Annotated in this window: 16 protein-coding genes and 1 tRNA gene; 14 read left to right on the forward strand and 3 right to left on the reverse strand. The window is 62.0% G+C overall.

Features of this window, described 5'->3' with window-relative positions; translation table 11 throughout:
* Window positions 1-27 precede the first annotated feature (27 nt).
* The gene (locus tag VSR71_RS03465; RefSeq protein ID WP_342912517.1) at window positions 28-954 is read right to left on the reverse strand and encodes an alpha/beta hydrolase; all 927 of its coding nucleotides are present in this window, start codon (window positions 952-954) and stop codon (window positions 28-30) included.
* Window positions 955-1148: 194 nt separating this feature from the next.
* On the opposite strand from VSR71_RS03465, the gene VSR71_RS03470 reads away from it, so the two are divergent.
* The 7 genes from VSR71_RS03470 to VSR71_RS03500 all read left to right on the forward strand — a co-directional run bounded on the left by VSR71_RS03470 (window position 1149) and on the right by VSR71_RS03500 (window position 7660).
* Window positions 1149-1233: transfer RNA gene (locus tag VSR71_RS03470), tRNA-Leu, on the forward strand.
* A 176-nt stretch (window positions 1234-1409) separates the two neighbouring features.
* The gene (locus tag VSR71_RS03475) at window positions 1410-2639 is read left to right on the forward strand and encodes a tyrosine-type recombinase/integrase (RefSeq protein WP_342912518.1); all 1230 of its coding nucleotides are present in this window, start codon (window positions 1410-1412) and stop codon (window positions 2637-2639) included.
* 171 nt (window positions 2640-2810) lie between these two features.
* Window positions 2811-3548 (forward strand): hypothetical protein, encoded by a 738-nt coding sequence (locus VSR71_RS03480; protein ID WP_342912519.1) that lies wholly within the window; start codon window positions 2811-2813, stop codon window positions 3546-3548.
* A gap of 204 nt (window positions 3549-3752) precedes the next feature.
* Entirely contained in the window at window positions 3753-3962 is a 210-nt protein-coding gene (locus tag VSR71_RS03485) for a helix-turn-helix transcriptional regulator (RefSeq protein WP_342912520.1), read from the forward strand.
* 1 nt (window position 3963) lies between these two features.
* A complete protein-coding gene (locus VSR71_RS03490; protein WP_342912521.1) occupies window positions 3964-6501 on the forward strand; it encodes a DUF3631 domain-containing protein in 2538 nt (845 codons plus the stop codon).
* A gap of 1 nt (window position 6502) precedes the next feature.
* The gene (locus VSR71_RS03495; protein WP_342912522.1) at window positions 6503-7144 is read left to right on the forward strand and encodes a hypothetical protein; all 642 of its coding nucleotides are present in this window, start codon (window positions 6503-6505) and stop codon (window positions 7142-7144) included.
* A 126-nt stretch (window positions 7145-7270) separates the two neighbouring features.
* The gene (locus tag VSR71_RS03500) at window positions 7271-7660 is read left to right on the forward strand and encodes an HNH endonuclease signature motif containing protein (RefSeq protein WP_342912523.1); all 390 of its coding nucleotides are present in this window, start codon (window positions 7271-7273) and stop codon (window positions 7658-7660) included.
* Between the two features lie 642 nt (window positions 7661-8302).
* Here VSR71_RS03500 and VSR71_RS03505 read toward each other — a convergent pair.
* On the reverse strand, window positions 8303-9343 hold the full coding sequence (locus VSR71_RS03505; protein WP_342912524.1) for an AraC family transcriptional regulator: 1041 nt from the start codon (window positions 9341-9343) through the stop codon (window positions 8303-8305).
* 108 nt (window positions 9344-9451) lie between these two features.
* On the opposite strand from VSR71_RS03505, the gene VSR71_RS03510 reads away from it, so the two are divergent.
* The 3 genes from VSR71_RS03510 (at window position 9452) to VSR71_RS03520 (ending at window position 12519) form a co-directional block, all read left to right on the forward strand.
* Window positions 9452-10504 carry a 3-keto-5-aminohexanoate cleavage protein gene (locus tag VSR71_RS03510; RefSeq protein ID WP_342912525.1) on the forward strand — a complete coding sequence of 351 codons (1053 nt, stop codon included), beginning with the start codon at window positions 9452-9454 and terminating at the stop codon, window positions 10502-10504.
* A gap of 144 nt (window positions 10505-10648) precedes the next feature.
* Complete coding sequence (locus VSR71_RS03515) at window positions 10649-11491, forward strand: TauD/TfdA dioxygenase family protein (RefSeq protein ID WP_342912526.1); 843 nt, start codon at window positions 10649-10651, stop codon at window positions 11489-11491.
* 32 nt (window positions 11492-11523) lie between these two features.
* Complete coding sequence (locus VSR71_RS03520) at window positions 11524-12519, forward strand: tripartite tricarboxylate transporter substrate binding protein (RefSeq protein WP_342912527.1); 996 nt, start codon at window positions 11524-11526, stop codon at window positions 12517-12519.
* A 148-nt stretch (window positions 12520-12667) separates the two neighbouring features.
* Here VSR71_RS03520 and VSR71_RS03525 read toward each other — a convergent pair whose 3' ends face one another.
* Window positions 12668-13705, reverse strand: coding sequence for an AraC family transcriptional regulator (locus tag VSR71_RS03525; RefSeq protein WP_342912528.1), 1038 nt, complete (start codon window positions 13703-13705; stop codon window positions 12668-12670).
* 149 nt (window positions 13706-13854) lie between these two features.
* Between VSR71_RS03525 and VSR71_RS03530 the strand changes: the two genes are divergently transcribed.
* From VSR71_RS03530 to VSR71_RS03545, 4 genes are all read left to right on the forward strand, one after another.
* Window positions 13855-14916 carry a 3-keto-5-aminohexanoate cleavage protein gene (locus tag VSR71_RS03530; RefSeq protein WP_342912529.1) on the forward strand — a complete coding sequence of 354 codons (1062 nt, stop codon included), beginning with the start codon at window positions 13855-13857 and terminating at the stop codon, window positions 14914-14916.
* 133 nt (window positions 14917-15049) lie between these two features.
* Window positions 15050-15625, forward strand: coding sequence for an RBBP9/YdeN family alpha/beta hydrolase (locus VSR71_RS03535; RefSeq protein ID WP_342912530.1), 576 nt, complete (start codon window positions 15050-15052; stop codon window positions 15623-15625).
* Between the two features lie 134 nt (window positions 15626-15759).
* On the forward strand, window positions 15760-17100 hold the full coding sequence (locus VSR71_RS03540; protein ID WP_342912531.1) for an MFS transporter: 1341 nt from the start codon (window positions 15760-15762) through the stop codon (window positions 17098-17100).
* A 123-nt stretch (window positions 17101-17223) separates the two neighbouring features.
* Window positions 17224-18204, forward strand: coding sequence for a quinone oxidoreductase (locus tag VSR71_RS03545; RefSeq protein WP_342912532.1), 981 nt, complete (start codon window positions 17224-17226; stop codon window positions 18202-18204).
* Window positions 18205-18222: the final 18 nt, after the last annotated feature.

The raw sequence follows: 18222 nt of genomic DNA on the forward strand, positions 1-18222 counted from the left end.
CGAGCTCAGGCGCCGGTCAGACGCCGGTCAGACGCCGGTCAGACGCAATACGGCGCGCACCAGCGCGCTGTCGGCATCATTGAAGCCATCGAGCACGTTGAAATGATGGCATCCCGGCAGCACGAGATCGCTCACTGCCGGACTGCGGACATTGGCGCGCCATGCTGCCCGCATCAGCGCATGCTGACGGTGGTATTCGGCCGCTTCCAGCTCGCCCACCGCGAGCGACAGCGGCGCGGCGGTGGCTGGCGTCATATACGCCGGCGACAAGCGCGCCACATCGTCTTCCGACAGCCGCAGGTCGCATTGCAGGAACGCGGCGCGGCGCAGCGGCTCCATGTCATACAGCCCGCTGACCGACAGCCCGCCCTTGACCAGGTCCGCGGGCAGGTCTTGCGCCAGCTGCGGCCAGCGTGCCGCCATCAGCATCGCCACCAGGTGGCCGCCGACGGAATGCCCGGCGGCGAACAGCCGATGCGGATCATGCCCTAGCTCGACCGATTGCCGGTACAGCCACGCCACGCTGCGCAGCACTTGCCGCACGATCTCGGGCACCGTCACCGACGGCACCAGCGAATAGTTGACCACGGCCACCGACACGCCGAGCGCCGGCAGCACGCTGGCGACGAAACTGTGATCGCGCTTGTCGAGCGCGCGGTAGTAGCCGCCGTGGACGAACACCAGCAGCGGCGGCGCCACGCCCTCATCCGCCAGCGCCGTCGCCGGGAAATAGTCCAGCGTCTCATCCTGCGGATGCCGCGAAGCTGCATCCGCATAGCCCAGGTCGGCGATAAAGCCGCCGCGCCCGCGCACCCGCGCCGACCAGTCGCCCCAGCGCGCCATATGCGCCGGGTTGTCCGGCACATTGGCGCGGTTGTTGTATTCGCGGTCGTAAAAGCCGGGGTCCTGCGAGGGCAGGCTGGCAAGGCTCGCCAGCGTGGCTTGGTCGGTCATGGCGGTCGGTGGATGCGAAGTGTGGGCGGGTTGCCGCGGCCGCGGTGGTGCGCGGTGACGGCGATGCTAACCGCAATCGCCATGCACCAGTTATCCGGACCACTACCATCGCCATGGCGGCCGGTTGTCGGCCGGGGGGAATTGCGGCATAATCGCCGGCTCAGCCCGGCATCGGTTCCGATGCCGTCACACCTGCCCGGGTGGTGAAACAGGTAGACGCAGGGGACTCAAAATCCCCCGCCGCAAGGCGTGTCGGTTCGAGTCCGACCCCGGGCACCAAGTACAATTCCCAAGCAGTCCCAAGAATTCCGGAAACCCCCGCCCAGCCTAGCTTTGCGGGGGTTTTTGTTTCCCGAGCAGTCCGAGAACCTCCGTTGACAGCGGGGGCATCTTGGGGGTACATCTGGGGGTATGTGGCGTGAAGTACCCCATCCCTCGCGAAATGTACCCCCACCATGCCTACCACTGACATTGCGATCAAGAACGCGATCAAGGCCTCCAAGGACGCTGACAAACCGCTCAAGCTGTTCGATGGCGGCGGGCTGTTCCTGCTCATCACCCCAGCCGGGGGGCGATACTGGCGGCTCAAATACCGGATGGCCGGGAAGGAAAAGTCGCTAGCGTTGGGCGTCTATCCTGACGTGGGGCTGGCGGCGGCGCGAAAGAAGCGCGAGGCGGCGCGCGAACGGGTTGCGGCAGGGGTAGACCCGGGCGAAGCGAAGAAGGCCGAACAGCGGGCCGCCAAGTTGGCCGCAGACAATTCGTTCGAGGCCGTGGCGCGTGACTGGCTGGAGGAGCGCAAAAGCATGGTGGAGGAGGCGCAGCACATTAAGACCCTGGCCCGCCTTGTGAATGACGTGTTTCCTTGGCTCGGCAACCGGCCGATCACGCAGATCGACGCACCGGAGATTCTGGCGGTACTCAAGCGGATCGACAGCCGGGGCGCTCGTTTTTCCGCCCATCGGGTCCGCTCGGAAATCAGCCGCGTATTCCGCTATGCAATCAAGGAAGGCAAAGCCAAGTCCGACCCGGCCAAAGATCTGATCGGCGCCATACCGCCAGCGGTGGAAACGCACTTTGCCGCCATCACCGACCCTGCCAAGGTAGGTGAGATGCTGTGCGCCTTCGACGGGTTCAGCGGGACGTTCACTGTACTGTGCGCGCTCAAGCTTGCCCCACTGTTGTTCGTCCGGCCTGGCGAGCTTCGCAAGGCTGAGTGGGCGCAGATTGACCTAGACCGGGCTGAGTGGCGCTATTGTGTCAGCAAGACCAAAACGGATCATCTTGTTCCCCTTGCCGACCAAGCCGTAGCCATCCTGCGCGATCTACATGCCCTAACGGGGAATGGTCAATACGTGTTCCCCGGGGCGCGCTCGGCCCAGCGGCCGATGAGCGAGGCTGCAATCAACGCTGCGCTGCGGCGACTGGGGTACGACACGCGCACCGAGATCACCGGCCATGGCTTCCGGGCGATGGCGCGCACGATCCTGCACGAGGAGTTGCACCAAAAGCCCGAGGTAATCGAGCACCAACTAGCACATGCCGTACCGGACGCCTTGGGAGCGGCATACAACAGAACGCGGTTCATCAAAGAGCGGCGGACGATGATGCAGGCTTGGGCCGACTATCTTGATGAACTCAAGCGGGGTACTGGGGTGCGGCCGCCCCCCCGTTCCGAAGCGTGATCGCGACCTCATTCCGACCAGTTCCCGTACAATTCACACTGATCTTGCATTGTATGCAGCAGCACTAGCGGCGAATTGCGGCCGCTAGTACGGATGCGATCCTGAATACCCCCATCAGCCAATGGAGAGAGTCGGATGAACCGATAAAGCCCTAACTAGGTAGGAGGTTCAATGGACGATTGGAACAGCGACCATTGCGACGGCATCGATCCTGAAGAGATCGATTCGCTTTGGAATCTTCATGAGGATTTCAGTGTGGCTCACGCGGCGGCGCTTGTGGCAGGCTACGAGCCGACGTTGATTGATCGTTGCAAGAGCGATTCTTCATTTCACAAGCTCTTTCCCAAGTACGGCGTCACCTTAGATGCTCTGACCAAATCAATCACCAACAATCGCTTGCGGGCGACGCTTCGTTACTCGGCGCGGGAGTATGGATACGCCGATTCATTAGAAGAGATCGACCTGGCAGAGTGTGGCCTGCCGTCTGGCCCGGGCAGTACGGCGCACGAGGGTGAAGAGTTATCCCCTGACGCTCGCTTCTTCTACCGACCTTTTCCCGACTGGTCTCTTAGCACGGTGTCCCGGGATGATTTGACCCAATGGCTGACTCGGCGGGGCATCAAGGCAGGTTTCTTCTTCCCCACTACTACTAACGGCCCCGGATATCTGGACTCCGAGCATCCACGCTATGCGCCAAAATTGGCGGCTGCAGTGCGCGCCTGGGAGGCGGTGACCGATACAAACGGTAAGCACCCGAAGCAGGCGCTGACAAAGTGGCTGCGGGAACACGGCGTGGAGTTCGACCTAACCGACGCAGACGGGAAACCAAATGAAACGGGAATCGAGGAAATAGCCAAGGTCGCAAACTGGCAGCCTAGCGGTGGCGCCCCCAAGACTCCCGGCATCTAACCTCCATTCAGATCCGCGTCGGCGCTGACTTAGCGCCGACGACGCTTTCAAACCCCACCCTCATTCGGCAGGAATTCCTCCTCCCTCCCCCCAGTCATTCGCAGGGGGTTTTCGTGATTCGCCTGCCTATTCCCCGGCGTTCGGAAATAATTGAATGGACCATGTGTTCCCGGATGGGCCGGGACGATTCACTACAGGTGAAACATGGCCGAGCAACTCCGCGCTGCATTGGCAATCCTGCGCCGCAAGCAGGTAGAGCAGGAAACCGGGCTGTCCCGCAGCACAATCTATGCCCGCATCAAACTCAGAACTTTTCCGCCGGCCGTCCAGTTGGGGCCGCGCTCCGTCGGCTGGCGGCGCGGCGATATAGATGCGTTCCTGGCTAATCCCTCCGAGTACAGGGCGGAGGACTGAAATGGAAAAGAAAGAAGCCAAGATTCGCGCCGCGACAGAGAGCATCTACGTGACGGGGGGCATGAACGCACCGCAGATGCATGATCGTGATCTACATGAAGCGCTGACTCAGGCTTGCGCGGACGTCGGCATCGAGTACAAGGACGTCCCCGCCGATGGGCAATGGCACCGTACCAATGTGCTAAACGACTGCAGTGGTAAGGGTGACGCTGCTATCAAGGTATTTTCTGATGGCGCGGGCGGCATCGTTTGCAACTGGAAAGGCGAAACGCAAGTGTTCTTCGCTGACGCTGGCCGAAAGCTGTCGGATGCCGAACAGGCAGACCGCAAACGTCTTGCAGATGCCGCTCGGGTAGAAGCAGAAGCCGAGCGCCAGAAACAGGCGAGCCGCGCCGCTTTGCAGGTTATGGCTGTCACCCAGGCGGCGACCAAAGCCACCGCGGATCATCCGTATTTAACGAGCAAGGGTATTGCACCTGCGGGCCCGCTGTACGAGATGGCAGTAGAGCGCCTGGTGGAACTGATCGGATACCACCCAAAAACAAGCGGCGAGCCTTTGAGTGGGCGCATCCTGCTCGCGCAGGTATCTATCAACGGCGAGCCCGCCACCTTGGAAATGATTGACGAGCGCGGGCACAAATCGGCTCTGTACGGTGGCGCGAAGGCTGGCGGGTACTGGTGCACTAACGAGCTTCCAAAGACGGATGCCGACGCTACCGTGCTGATTTGCGAGGGCGTGGCCACAGCTATCTCTGCGTACGAGGCGACGGGCCATACGGCAGTGGCAGCGCTGTCCTGCGGCAACCTGGAACGTGTGGCCCAGGCTATGCGGGCGAAGTACCCAGCGGGCGAAATCGTGATTTGTGCCGATCTTGGCAATGGGCAGACTGACGCGGAGCGGGCCGCACAAGCCGTCGGCGGGCGCGTGGCGCTGCCGGTATTCGCGGGGGGCTTGGAGATCGAAGGCAAGGCTCCTACCGATTTCAACGATATGCATGCCCTAGCGGGTTTAGACGCGGTGCGCATCTGCATTGAGGGTGCCGCGGCACCCGGCGACCTCACAAATGCCAAAATTGGCGGGCCGGAAACCGACGAGCAGGCAGTAGCACGTCTGGCGGCGCTCACTCCATTTCAGTATGACCGCGTGCGCAACACAGAAGCCAAGCGCATGGGCGTACAGGTTAGCACGCTTGATCGGAAAGTGAAGAATTGGCGCGGCAATGCGGCGGCTGCGGACGCCGCTCCTTTCGCGGATGTTGAGCCGCACCCGGATCCTGTAGACGGCGCGGTGCTGCTATCGGAAATAGCCCGCACTATCCGCCGCTTCGTCGTCTGCGACCCGGAGGCGGTGGTTGCTACGGCCCTTTGGTGCATGGCTGCCTGGCTGGTGGATCAAGTCAGTGTCTGCCCTATCCTACTCATCAACGCCCCGGAGAAGGCTTGCGGCAAGACGCAATTGCTGACGGTGACAGGGAATCTCGTCCCGAAGCCTGCACAGGCGGCAGGCATTTCCCCGTCCGTTCTGTTCCGCATGATCGAGAAGTACCAGCCCACGCTGCTGGTGGACGAGATCGAAACGGTGCTGACCAGAGAAGCGGAAGAACTGCGCGGCCTGATGAACGCCGGCCATACCCGAGATTCCGCCTATGTCTGGCGCAATGTCGCGGTGGGCGATGACTTTGAGCCTAAGCGATTCAACGTGTTTGGCTTTAAGGCCATTGCGGGCATCAACGCTAACAAGTTGGCCGAGACCATTACCAGCCGCGCCATTGTTGCCACGTTGCGCAAGAAGCGCCCCGAGGAATCCGTCGAGCGCCTGCGTCATGCCGAACCGGGACTGTTCGATAATCTGCGCGCCAAGCTAGCGCGGTGGGCCGAGGATAATGCCGAAGCCATCCGGCTAGCCCGTCCTGACCTACCGGACGCATTGGGAGACCGGGATCAGGACAACTGGGAACCGCTGCTGGCCGTTGCCGATCTGGTTGGCGGCTCTTGGCCGAAGTACGCGCGTTCGGTAGCGCTCAAGCTGTCCGGCAGGGAGCAGGCGCAAAGCACGGGGTCTGAACTGCTGGCGGACATTCAAGAGGTATTCGAGAGCAAGCGCGTAGAGCGGATTTCGTCCGTCGATCTGGTGGCGGCGCTCTGTAAGGACGAGGAAAGGCCGTGGGCAACGTGGAACCGGGGCAAGCAGATTACCCCGCGTCAATTTGCCCGGAAGCTGGACGAGTACGGCATTAAGAGCAAGACTTTGCGCATTGGCTTCGAGGTATGCAAAGGGTTTGCCAAAGATGCTTTTGCGGATGCCTTCTCGCGCTACCTCCCCCAAAGTACCGAGCAATCGGTAACAAGGTTACAACCCAACGCCCTTGCGGGTTTCAGCGTTACTGAAAGCAGTCATGTGACCGCAACAGGAAACTCTTCGGTAACGCCGAATCTCGCGCCCGCTAAGGCCTGTAACCCTGTTACCGATAAGGACGACAATTTGGGGGCTGGTACGGGGGACGATATCGCTGATAACGCTGGCTCAGTGGAGGTGTGACATGGGCGTGCGTGAGCTTTTACATGACCTGCGCATGTCGGGGTATCGGGTGGACGTCAGCGGCAACAAGCTGCGCATTACTCCCGCCACGGTTCCCGCCGACCTGCTGGCAGCAGTGAAGGCCAATAAAACTGCTCTACTGGCGCTGCTGTCCGAAGCGCATCCCCGATGGGGCATCCGCATTAAGGGTGGCCGCGCGGTCGAGGTAGCTGCCTGCCCGCCGATGACACGGGCCGAGGTGCTGGCGAATTATCCCGACGCGGTGGATGCGACGCCATGCCCAAGCGTGTCGGGCGCGGAAGCGGTACGTTCCGATCTTGCCCAGGCGGTGGGAGACGTGGCAGACGCCGAGGCCTGGCCGGACGCACAACGGGCGCATTTACTTGCTTTGGTGGTCCGCCAGCCCGCCTTTACCTTGGCCGATGACCTGGCGCACTTCCGGCAACGTCTGCACGCCCTGCATGCTGCAAATCGTGCCGCGGAGATTGCGGCGTGCGCCTGCAGTACCTGCGCTCACCTGGAAGAACACATGGCAGGGATTCGCTGCGCAATGGCACGCGCGATGGATTGGCGGCATCACGCTTGGATTGACGCGCCCGAACAGGCGAATGACTGTGGACTATATGAGAGGGGCGAACGATGATCGATGAGTTAATCGAAGGCAAAGATGTACAGCACGGCGAGCACTAATGGCAGCACCATACGGCTAAAATGCGCGCTGCGGCAGGCAAGTCCTTATGAAGGGCTCTGACATGCCGGAGTACTTTCGATGCCCGAACGCCCAAAACGCCCATGCCGGCATCCCGGCTGCGGCGCGCTCGTCAGTAATAAGGAAGGACTCTGCCCGCTTCACCTGGCACAGCACCGGCAACAGGTCAACGCGCGGCGCGCGCCGCCGGCAGCAGGATGCAGCTATAGCAGCGCGTGGCGCAAAGCTCGTGCGGCCTATCTGCGCGCGCACCCGCTCTGCGAGTGCGACGAGTGCAAAGCGCTAGGCCGGGTTCTGCCGTCGACTGTGGTCGACCACATCAAGCCACACCGGGGCGATATGTCCCTGTTCTGGGACCGCACGAACTGGCAGGCGATGAGCAAGCCCTGTCACGACCGCAAGACAGCGCGCTTCGATGGCGGCTTCGGTCGACCCCGCCGCGAGCTGTAGCAGCGACCCGGCAGAAGCACGAACAGTCGATGTGCGTCAACAGGCATAGCACGGCGCTGTGTGCGCTGGCGCACGTCGCATACGGCACATCGTTGCAGTGCAGCGTGCCGCACCGGGCACATCTCGCGGCGATGTGTCGCACCCGGCACAGCAGGGGTAGGGGGGTGACGATCTCTGCATGTTGCAGGGCGGTGATCGCGCGTGAGCGCAGATTCTCACTGCCGCAAAATTAAGCAGGGAGGCCAATTGGTAGCGCGAGCCACAGTCTCTTCGCGGTCATAAACTGTCATTTAGCCGGCGGCTTCCCAATGACCCAATTAGAGCTGACTAATTGACCTAGCTAAATGGAAGAAGAGGATCATGTAGCGGGCGGGCGCCAACCGCCGATGCTCCATCCGATGGTGCGCGGCGCCCTCATAGGCATTGGCGATCATGATCGACGTGCCTATGGCCATATGGTTGCACCCAAGCTTTCTTAAGTTTGTGGCGCCGCGTTTGTAGGAACCGGGTCTCCCTGTCGCTCCGTGACCGCTCTCCCCGCCAATCCATCATCATCGGCAGGCGCCTGCTGTGAGATGTCGGATAGCTTGATCTGCGCTGCATATCGACAAGGTGGCCGCATTCCGAGCTGTCGACCGCGCGTCAATTGCGACGCGATGGATTGGGCCCTGTATCTTTCCCGCGTCTTTGCAGGCGCAACTTGCGTGCCGAAGGCGATTCCCCCAACAGGTTCCTGTGCCAGCGCGAGTATCCACTGAGCTCGGAGAACCCGAGCAACAGGGCCACCTGGGCCAGCGGCCGATTGGATTGAGCAAGGTAGCGGTCTGAAAGCTGCTCGCGAATCTCGGTCGTCAATGCCGTAAAGGTCTGGCCTTCGCTGGCCAGCTTCCGATGAATTGTCTGGCGCGCCACGCCCAGGTGCTTGGCCACTCTTTCGACGGAACAGCGCCCGTCGGGCAGCAAAATGGCAATGAGCTGACGCACTTCCCGCTCGATGCTCCTGTCCTCCGGGTCGCGGATTTTTTGCCACAGGCCGGCCGTGTATCTGGCCATCACCGGATCTGAGGACGGCAGCACGGCATCCAACTCGGCATTGGTGCAGACGAAGCCGTCAAACTCCGCACCAAATTCCAGCCCATGGCCAAACATTTTCCGATGGAGGCTGACGTCGTCGGGCCTGTCATGGACAAAGCAAACACTGCGAGGCGACCAGTCGTCGCCCAGGTAAATCTGGGTGAAACGCACCATGGCCCCAAGGACCAGTTCCACGGCTTGGCGCGACGGACCTTGCGGCTCATGCAACGCGTCCTTGCGGATGATGCATTTGTCGCCGCTGTCTTCCATGTGCATGTGCAGCGCCTCGTTATGCATACGCATGTGCTGCAGCAGGAAGCCCAGCAGATGGCGCATAGTCGGTGCGTCGCGCGCGGCCAGGCCCAGATACCCCAATACGGATAGCCGCCTGGTCTTGGCCATGCGCAAGCCGAAGTTATCGACCTGTGACTGCCTGGCGGACTCCTCAAGCAGTTGCCTCACTAGCCGTATCGGCACCTTCAGCTCGCTCTCGGTCAAACAGGCCGGGTCCAGCCCCACCTGGCGGGCCATCTGATAAGGGTTAAGCCCCACGCTTTGCGCGACTTCAACATAGCCGGAGAGGATGGCGCTGCGACCGTAGGGAATCATGACAAGGGAGGCAATGCAGGGGCGACGAAATGACAAATTAATGTTACGTAATGTCAAGCCTCATGACAAGGCGCAACTGATAATGGGCTTCCACTTCAGGAGACAAGCATGCAATTCCTCGACGACTCGTTGCTCCCCGAAAACCAGGAGCCCCTGGTCATTCAAGTTGCGCCGTACGGCCCACAGTACCTGCCTGGCGACTGCGACGATATTCCTCTCAGCATGGACGAGCAGGTACAAAAGGCCGTCGACTGCTACAACGCCGGCGCGACGGTGCTGCATGTCCACGTCCGAGAAGCGGACGGCAAGGGCTCCAAGCGCCTGTCGATGTTCAACGAGATGCTGAGCCGCCTGCGCGATGCGGTGCCCAAGATGATCCTGCAGGTGGGCGGCTCGATTTCCTTCGCGCCCGAAAGCGAAGGCGCGGCCGCCAAATGGCTCAACGACGACACGCGTCACATGCTGGCCGAACTGGATCCCAAGCCGGACCAGGTAACGATTGCGATCAATACCAACCAGATGAACCTGACGGAACTCAAGACACTTGAGGATCTGTCAGGCACTTCTCTGGCCGATCCCGCCTACTGGAATGCCTACCGGGAAATGACCATTCCCTCGGGGCCGAACTTCGTCGAGGAGCATCTCAAGCGCCTCCAGGCCAACGGCATCCAGCCGCACTTCATGTTAGGCGACGTGGGGCAACTGGAATCCGTCGAGCGCCTGATCCGCCGTGGCATCTACACCGGCCCGCTGGTGCTGAACTGGGTCGCGATCGGCGGCGGATTTGACGGCCCCCACCCACGCAATATGATGGAATTCATCAACCGCTGCCCGGACGGTTCGGTGCTGACCATTGAAGGCACCATGCGCCACGAGCTGCCCCTGACGACGATGGCCATTGCCATGGGCCTGCACACGCGTGTCGGCATCGAAGACAACTTGTGGGGCAAGCGGGGAGAACGTGTCGGTTCGGTCAGGCAGATTGAGCAGCAGGTGCGAATCGCTCGCGAACTGCACCGCGAGGTGGCAACAGCCGACGAGGCACGGCGTATCTACAGGATCGGCGAGCATTACCGGAACGCCGACGAGACGTTGGCCACGCTTGGCTATCCGCCCAATCGCCAGCCGGGCCAGCGCGGACTGCCCCGGCGCGCGGCCTGAGGGGCCACGATAGGCCTCGGCCCCAGCGGGCAAGCGAGCTCATGGGCGGGCTGGGCGCGAACCTGGCGTTGCATGCCCATCGGGACCTGGAAGCTCGCAAGACCGCCGGGTCCTCCATGTTCGTAATCTGAAGGAGCCCCTCCCATGCGAGTGGAACAACTGACCTGTTCAATCGGCGCCGAACTCTCTGGCGTCCACCTGGGCGATGCTGCGCGCGATGACGCGCTGTTTGGCGAAATCAAGGCGCTGCTGCTCAAGCATCGTGTGCTGTTCCTGCGCGATCAAGACATTTCCCGCGCAGAGCATGTCGCCTTTGCACGTCGCTTCGGTGAGCTGGAAGACCACCCTGTGGTAGGGAGCGACCCCGAACATCCGGGCCTGGTGCAGATATACCGTAGCGAGGAAAAGAACCCCTACGAGAACACCTATCACACCGATGGGCTATGGCGGCCACGGCCGCCAATGGGTGCCGTGCTGCGCTGTATCGAGTGCCCGCCGGTGGGCGGCGACACGATCTGGGTCAACATGGTCGAGGCCTATAAGCAGTTGCCCGACGAGATCAAGAAGAAGATCGCCACCTTGCGCGCCAAGTCCAGCATCGAACATTCGTTCGGCGCTGCGATGACCCCTGAGGCACGCGCCAAGCTGGCAGCGGAAAACCCGCCCGCCGAACATCCCGTGGTGCGCACCCACCCGGAGACCGGCGAAAAGATTCTCTACATCGGAAGCTTCACGACCCACTTTGTCAATTTCCATACACCGGAAAATGTGCGCTTCGGCCAGGACAAGGTTCCCGGGGCTAGCCATCTTCTCAATTACCTGCTCAGCCAGGCCGCCATCCCCGAGTACCAGGTACGCTTCCGCTGGCGCCCCAACAGCGTGGCGATCTGGGACAACCGCAGCACCCAGCACTACGCGGTGATGGACTACTGGCCTGCTCCACGCAAGATGGAGCGCGCCTCGATCGTCGGCGACAAGCCGTATTGATATCCATAAAATCGAATGGAAGGAGACACTTGATGAAACGCCCGTCGAATCCCCGGCGTCGCAAGCTGAACTGGATGCTCGCATCCGGCGTGGCGCTGGCGCTGATCGCTCCTCTTGCCATGGCACAGGACTGGCCGAGCAAGCCGGTCCGGATCGTGGTGGGCGGCCCACCGGGCGGTACGGCCGATACCCTGGCCCGACTGCTTGCCGAAGGCCTGTGGCCGGCACTGGGCAAGCCCGTGATCGTCGAGGCCAAGCCAGGCGCAGCGGGCAGCATTGCCGTCAACGATCTGATGTCCTCGCCTCATGACGGCCACACCTTGCTCCTGATTCAGGGCGGCATCGTTTCCGAAACCCCCCTCGCAGTCAAGACATCCTACGATCCGTTCAAGGACTTGAAGCCGCTGGTCCAGCTCACGCGCACAGGTTTGGTACTGGTCGGGAACACGAACTTCCCGGCAAAGAACCTCAAGGACCTGATTGCATACGTCAAGGCCAATCCTGGCAAAGTGAGCTATGCATCGTACGCAAGCGGCATGCGTGGTCATACCACGGGGTTGCAGTTCAACAAGCTCGCCGGGTTGGACATGATCCACATCGGCTACAAGGGCTCGCCTCCGGCCCTGCAGGACGTGATGGGTGGCCACGTGCCGCTGATGGTCGACGGGATCGCAACCTCGCTGCCCATGATCAAGGCGGGAAAGATCAAGGCGTTCGCCGTCAATACGCCGACCCGTATCTCCTCGCTGCCCGACGTACCGACCTTCGCAGAACTGGGATTCCCCACGCTCAGCGAAGTCGGCTGGATGGGCCTGTGGTCCACGCCGGATGTCCCCGCCGCGGTGCAGGCGAAAGTCCGTCAGGCAACGTTGCAGTATCTCCAGCAGCCCAAGGCGCAGGAGCGGATCAAGGCGATCGGCATGGAGGTAGGTTTGCCGCTCACCACCGAGGAACTTACCAAGGATCTGCGCACGGCTTATGCGCGCCAGGACGCTGTCCTGCGCTCGATCAATTTCAAGGCGGAGTGACGCCAGCACGTCCAGACGCCCGCGAGCCAACGGCGCGTGGCTCGCGGGTTATGCCGGCAAGCATTGGCAGGGTTGCTTGCCAATGCGCTTGGCCGGGTGGCGCTGTCGGCCGTCCTTGATATAACCGTGTGCGTCCGCTAGTCCTATTTCAAACACCACCTCGGAACTGCACTGGTGACGTCATTTGAGCCTGCTTCCATTTCGAAACGGTCATTCCGAAGTGCTTTCTGAACCAGAACGCAAATGCGCTTGCGCTGGAAAAGCCGAGCAGATCCGCGAGTTCGATCAGCGAGCGGTCGCTGTCGAGAATTTGTCGCGCGGCAAGTTCGGACCGAACCACCTGGAGCAACGACGAAAAGCTGGTGTTCTCGATCGTCAGGCGCCGATGCAGGGTACGGCGATCCACGCCGAGGTGACTCGCTACCTGGTCGGCTGTACATCGGCCATTGGGCAGCATCGCAACAATGACCTGCCGAATGGTATGCGTGGCACTTTCGTTCGCACCCGACAAAGCTTGATCCAGAAAGCGGCGAGCATAGGGTGCCATCTGGTAATCATTGGCAGGCCGACGCGAAGCCAGGTCCTTGGCGTGGCACACGATGCCGTTGAAGCTCGCGTTAAATTCGACGGCCAATCCAAAAAAGGCCTTGTGGCACGTCGCCCCGTGCGGTGGACGGTGCTCGAAGCAGATGCTGCGCGGTCGCCAGCTTGGCCCCAGGAGTTCTTCGATGATCCGATAAAGCACACCGACGGCCATCTCGATCGCCTGCCGTACTGAGTCCTTATCGTCCGCCAGGATGTCTTCGCGAATCAGCACGGCGTCACCATGGTCTTCGATGCAGGTGAGCAACGACGCATTGATGAGTCGCATGTAGCGGCACAGGGCCTCCAGAGCCTCGCGCGCCGTAGCTGCCTCACGCATCACAGCACTGATGGGGCCCAGGTTGGACAGTCGCCGGCTCATCGCCAGTCGCAAGCCGAAGTCTTCCACCTTGGCAACTGCCGCACTGCGCTCCAGCAGTTGCCGCACCGCAGTGGCGCTGATGGGGGCGTCAGGGTCCGCGAGGGCGCGCGCACTCAACCCGGCCTTGCGCAACATGCCCGATGGATCCAGCCCGACATGACTCGCCAGGTCCGCGTAGCCGGTCAGGCTGGCGCTGCGAATCATGGGGAGGTGTGGCGACATGGCAGCGTCCCAATTCAGACATTTGATGTCCCAAATAATACATCAAACTTGGTGATCCGATCCTAGGATTCCACCTGCTGAGCGGAATTCATTCTTCCGGACCCCAGGAAGCATTCACAGCGCTTTATTTCAACATCAGGAGACTACTCATGCATTTCCAAGACGGCGCCAACTTCCCCGAGAACCAACAGAAGCTCGTGATCACGGCCGCCCCGTACGGCCCCGAGTGGATGCCTGCCGACTTCCCGGAGGACATTCCGGTGACGATGGAAGAACACATCCAGAAGGCCGTTGACTGCTATAACGCTGGCGCAACCGTGCTGCATCTGCATGTGCGCGAACTCGACGGCAAGGGTTCCAAGCGTCTGTCCAAGTTCAACGAGCTGATTGCCGGCGTGCGGGCCGCGGTGCCCGACATGATCATCCAGGTGGGCGGCTCGATTTCCTTCGCTCCCGAGGGCGATGGCGACGTCGCCAAGTGGCTGTCCGACGATACCCGCCACATGCTGGCCGAGCTGGAGCCGGCGCCCGATCAGGTTACGGTCGTCGTCAACACGAACCAGATGAATATCATCGAGCAGATGTGCGACGCCGACCTCCGTGGCACTTCGCTTGCAGAACCCGCCTTGAATTACGCCTACCGTGAAATGACGATTCCTGGCGGTCCGGAATGGCTCGAGGAACACATCCGCCGGCTCTCCGCCAACGGCATCCAGTCGCATTTCCAGCTTGCCAACATTACGCAGCTCGAAACGCTCGAGCGCATGATGCGCCGTGGCGTGGCCAACGTGCCGCTGATCCTCACCTGGGTGGCGCTCGGTGGTGGCTTTGACGCGCCGAACATCTACAACCTTGCCAACTTTGTCCGCGCCTGTCCGGATGGCTCCGTGCTGACGGTCGAGTCGACGATGCTGAACGTGCTGCCGATGAACATGATGGCGATTCCCATGGGCCTGCACGTACGCTGCGGCATCGAGGACAACATCTGGACGCAGCGCAGGGATCGCAAGATGAGCACGGTCGAGCAGATCGAACAGCTGGTCCGGATTTCCAGCGAATTTGGCCGCGACATCGCCAACGCCAGGGAAGCGCGCGAGATCTACAAGATCGGTACCTTCTACCAGAATGCGGATGAAACGCTGGCAGCCAATGGCTTCTCGCCGAACCGTGCGTCCGCTCAGCGCTCCGCACCGCATCTGGCCGCTGCATAAGGGCAGCATGGCCGCCGCCTGCCGCAAGCAATATGGACTTGGCTTGTGCCTACCAGCGAGGACGATCCAGCTTCGCTGGTAGGGCAGGCAACCCTCACATTTGGATACAGCCATACCACAGAGGAAATTCTTCATGACCGCGTCAACCGTTCTCATCGTCCCCGGCTTGCGAGACCAAGTCGAAGAACACTGGCAAACCTTGCTGGCGGCGAGCCTGCCAGGCGCTCGCACCGTTCCGCCCATGGGGCGCGGAGATCTTGACTGCTCGCGCCGTGTCGCCGCCATCGAGGAGGCGGTCGCAAGCATTGCGGGCCCCATCATCATGGTGGCGCATAGCGGCGGCTGCGTCATGATGGCGCATTGGGCCTTGGTCACCGCGCATGCGGCACGCATCAAGGGCGTCCTGCTCGCAACGCCGCCAGATTTCGAGCGGCCCATGCCCGAGGGATACCCTCCCCTGTCGGCGATCGAGGCGGGCGGCTGGCTTCCGGTACCACGCCAGAGGTTGCCGTTTCCGAGCCTGGTGGCGACGAGCCAGAACGATCCGCTCGGCGAGCTTCCCCGGGTTCTCGAACTGGCTCGCGCCTGGGGCAGCGAGGTGTTCGATCTCGGTAAGGTGGGCCACCTCAATCCGGCCTCAGGATACGGCCCCTGGCCAATGGCTGAGCAGTTGATCGCCAGGCTGGAAGCAGGTTCCACAGTCCAATAAACGAACACCGGCTTTTGCCTGCCCGTGGCGCCAGACCCGGGCAGGGCAGCAGCCGGAACCTGGATGCTCGACATCAACCTCGCAGATTTGGAGGTGGCCTTCAATGTAAAGGCCGCCCCATACCGGAGACACTCATGAACCTACATTCCGCCGAAACGCAGCCTGGCGGCAGCGACGATTATCTCGTCAGCCGTTCCCGCGCCTGGTTTGCCTTTGCGATGACCTTCGCGTTGATGCTGTTCGATTACATCGATCGCCAGATCATCGTGTCATTGTTTCCCCATTTGAAGCTCGCCTGGGGCCTGTCGGACAAACAACTCGGCGCCCTCGTGTCGATCATCTCGATCGTCGTTGCGCTGTGCGGTCTTCCCGTCGCGCTGCTGGCTGACCGGGTCAGCCGCGTCAAAAGCATCGTTGTCATGGCCGCGATCTGGAGCCTGGCAAGCATTTCCTGCATGTTCACCCGCAACTACGGCCAACTGTTTGCCGCGCGCGCCATGGTTGGCGTTGGCGAAAGCGGTTATGGCTCGGTTGGCGCTGCCCTGATTGCCAGCCTGTTTCCGAGGCGGCTGCGATCGGCGCTGCTGGGCGCCTTCTTTGCCGCGGGCTCGGTGGGCGCGGTGCTTGGGGTCATGCTGGGTGGTGTCATCGCCGAACGATGGGGTTGGCAGGCAGCCTTCGGGGTGGTGGGACTGCCCGGCCTGATTCTGGCATTGCTTTACTTGCTGGTGCCCGACTACGAGACCGTGGCGCTGACACCGCGACTGGAGAATGCGCAGCAATCGGCGAAGAACTTTGTCAAGCACATCGTGACCGCGCTGTCCGAATCCCGCACCGTATGGTGGACCTGTATGGGCGCCGCATTCCAGCTCATCGTCGTCTCCACGGTCTGGGCGTGGTTGCCCAGCTATTTCAACCGGTTCCACGGCGCCGCCCCCGATGTGGCGGCAAAGCAGGCCGCGCTGATCGTCCTGTGCGGCGCGCTGGGCGCGTTCATCTGGGGCGTGGTTGTAGACAAGGCGGCATCGCGCCAGCGTCGCCACAAGCTCTTCGCAATGGCCACTTTATGCGTGGTGACCTTGCTGGTCTTCCTCGCGGCCTTCGGGGGAACTGGCCCCGGCAGCCAACAGTTCATGCTGATTGCGTTCGGTGGCTTCCTGATGACGTGCACAGTGGGACCGGCCGCGGGAATCGTGCTCGATGTGGTGCACCCCGGCGTGCGGTCCACCGGTGCGGCACTGCTGTCACTCTTCCAGAACTTGCTTGGACTCGCCGTGGGTCCCTTCGTGGGTGGCGCGGTGTCAGATGCGTGGGGCCTGCAAACGGCGCTCGCCGTGATGCCAGTATTCGGACTCCTCGCCGCCGCTTGCTTCGTGCTGGCCGCCCGTAGCTACGAATCCGATTTGCGCCGCGTGGCAGACGTGTCAATGGACGCGGCCCCCGAGGGAAGCCGCCCTTCTGCCGCATTGGCCTGAGCTTTCATACCAACGAATATGGACAACCGCTCCCGCTCCTCGAATGGCCTATAGCGATGCGCGTAGCGCTACGAGTCGGCAGCGGTCTGCATCCCCGATATCCCAAACCAACAGGAGACAAACATGGCGAGTGCTGTTCGCTTCTATGAAACCGGTGGCCCCGAAGTCCTGCGCTACGAAGCGGTCGAGGTGGGCGAGCCCGGTCCCGGCCAGGTCCGCCTGCGCCATCAGGCGGTGGGCCTGAATTTCGCCGACACCTATTTCCGTACTGGCCTGTATCCGGTGCCGCTGCCTGCCGGCATGGGAGTGGAAGGTGCTGGCGTCGTCGAGGCAGTCGGCCCCGGCGTCAGCAACCTGGCGGTTGGTGACCGCGTGACCTACACCGGCTTTCTCAATACGCTGGGTGCCTACAGCACTGAACGCCTGGTTCCGGCCGCTCCGCTGATCAAGCTGCCGGACGCCATCCAGTGCGAAACGGCTGCTGCCATGACCATGCGCGGGCTGACCTCGGCCTACCTCCTGCGCCGCATCTACGCCTTCAAGGAGGGGGATGCCATCCTGCTGCATGCCGCCGCCGGCGGCGTCGGGCTGATCGTGTCGCAGTGGGCCAAGCTGCTGGGTCTGACCGTGATCGGCACAGTCTCGAGCGAAGCCAAGGCGGAAGTCGCACGCGCCCACGGCTGCGACCACACCATCGACTACACGCGCGAAGATGTGGCCAGGCGCGTGCGCGAGCTGACCGATGGTGTGGGTGTGAACGTAGTGTTCGATAGCGTCGGCAAGACCACCTTCGAGGCTTCGCTCGATTCACTCAAACGCCGCGGGCTGATGGTCTGTGTTGGCACGGCCTCTGGCCCGATCCCCCCGTTCAACCCACAATTGCTTGCGACGAAGGGCTCGCTTTACCTGACCCGTCCCGCACTGGCCGACTATATCGCCGACCCCGCCGAGAAGGCCGAGCTCGCGGGCGAATTGTTCGGCCACGTGGCTGCGGGCCGAATCAAGATCGAGATCAACCAGCGTTACGCCCTCGAGGAGGCGGCACAAGCGCATCGCGACCTCGAAGCTCGCAAGACGACCGGCTCGTCGGTCTTTGTTATTTGACGGTGACAAGGACCACCA

It is taken from the genome of Cupriavidus oxalaticus, assembly GCF_038900635.1.
GTDB lineage: Bacteria > Pseudomonadota > Gammaproteobacteria > Burkholderiales > Burkholderiaceae > Cupriavidus > Cupriavidus oxalaticus_B.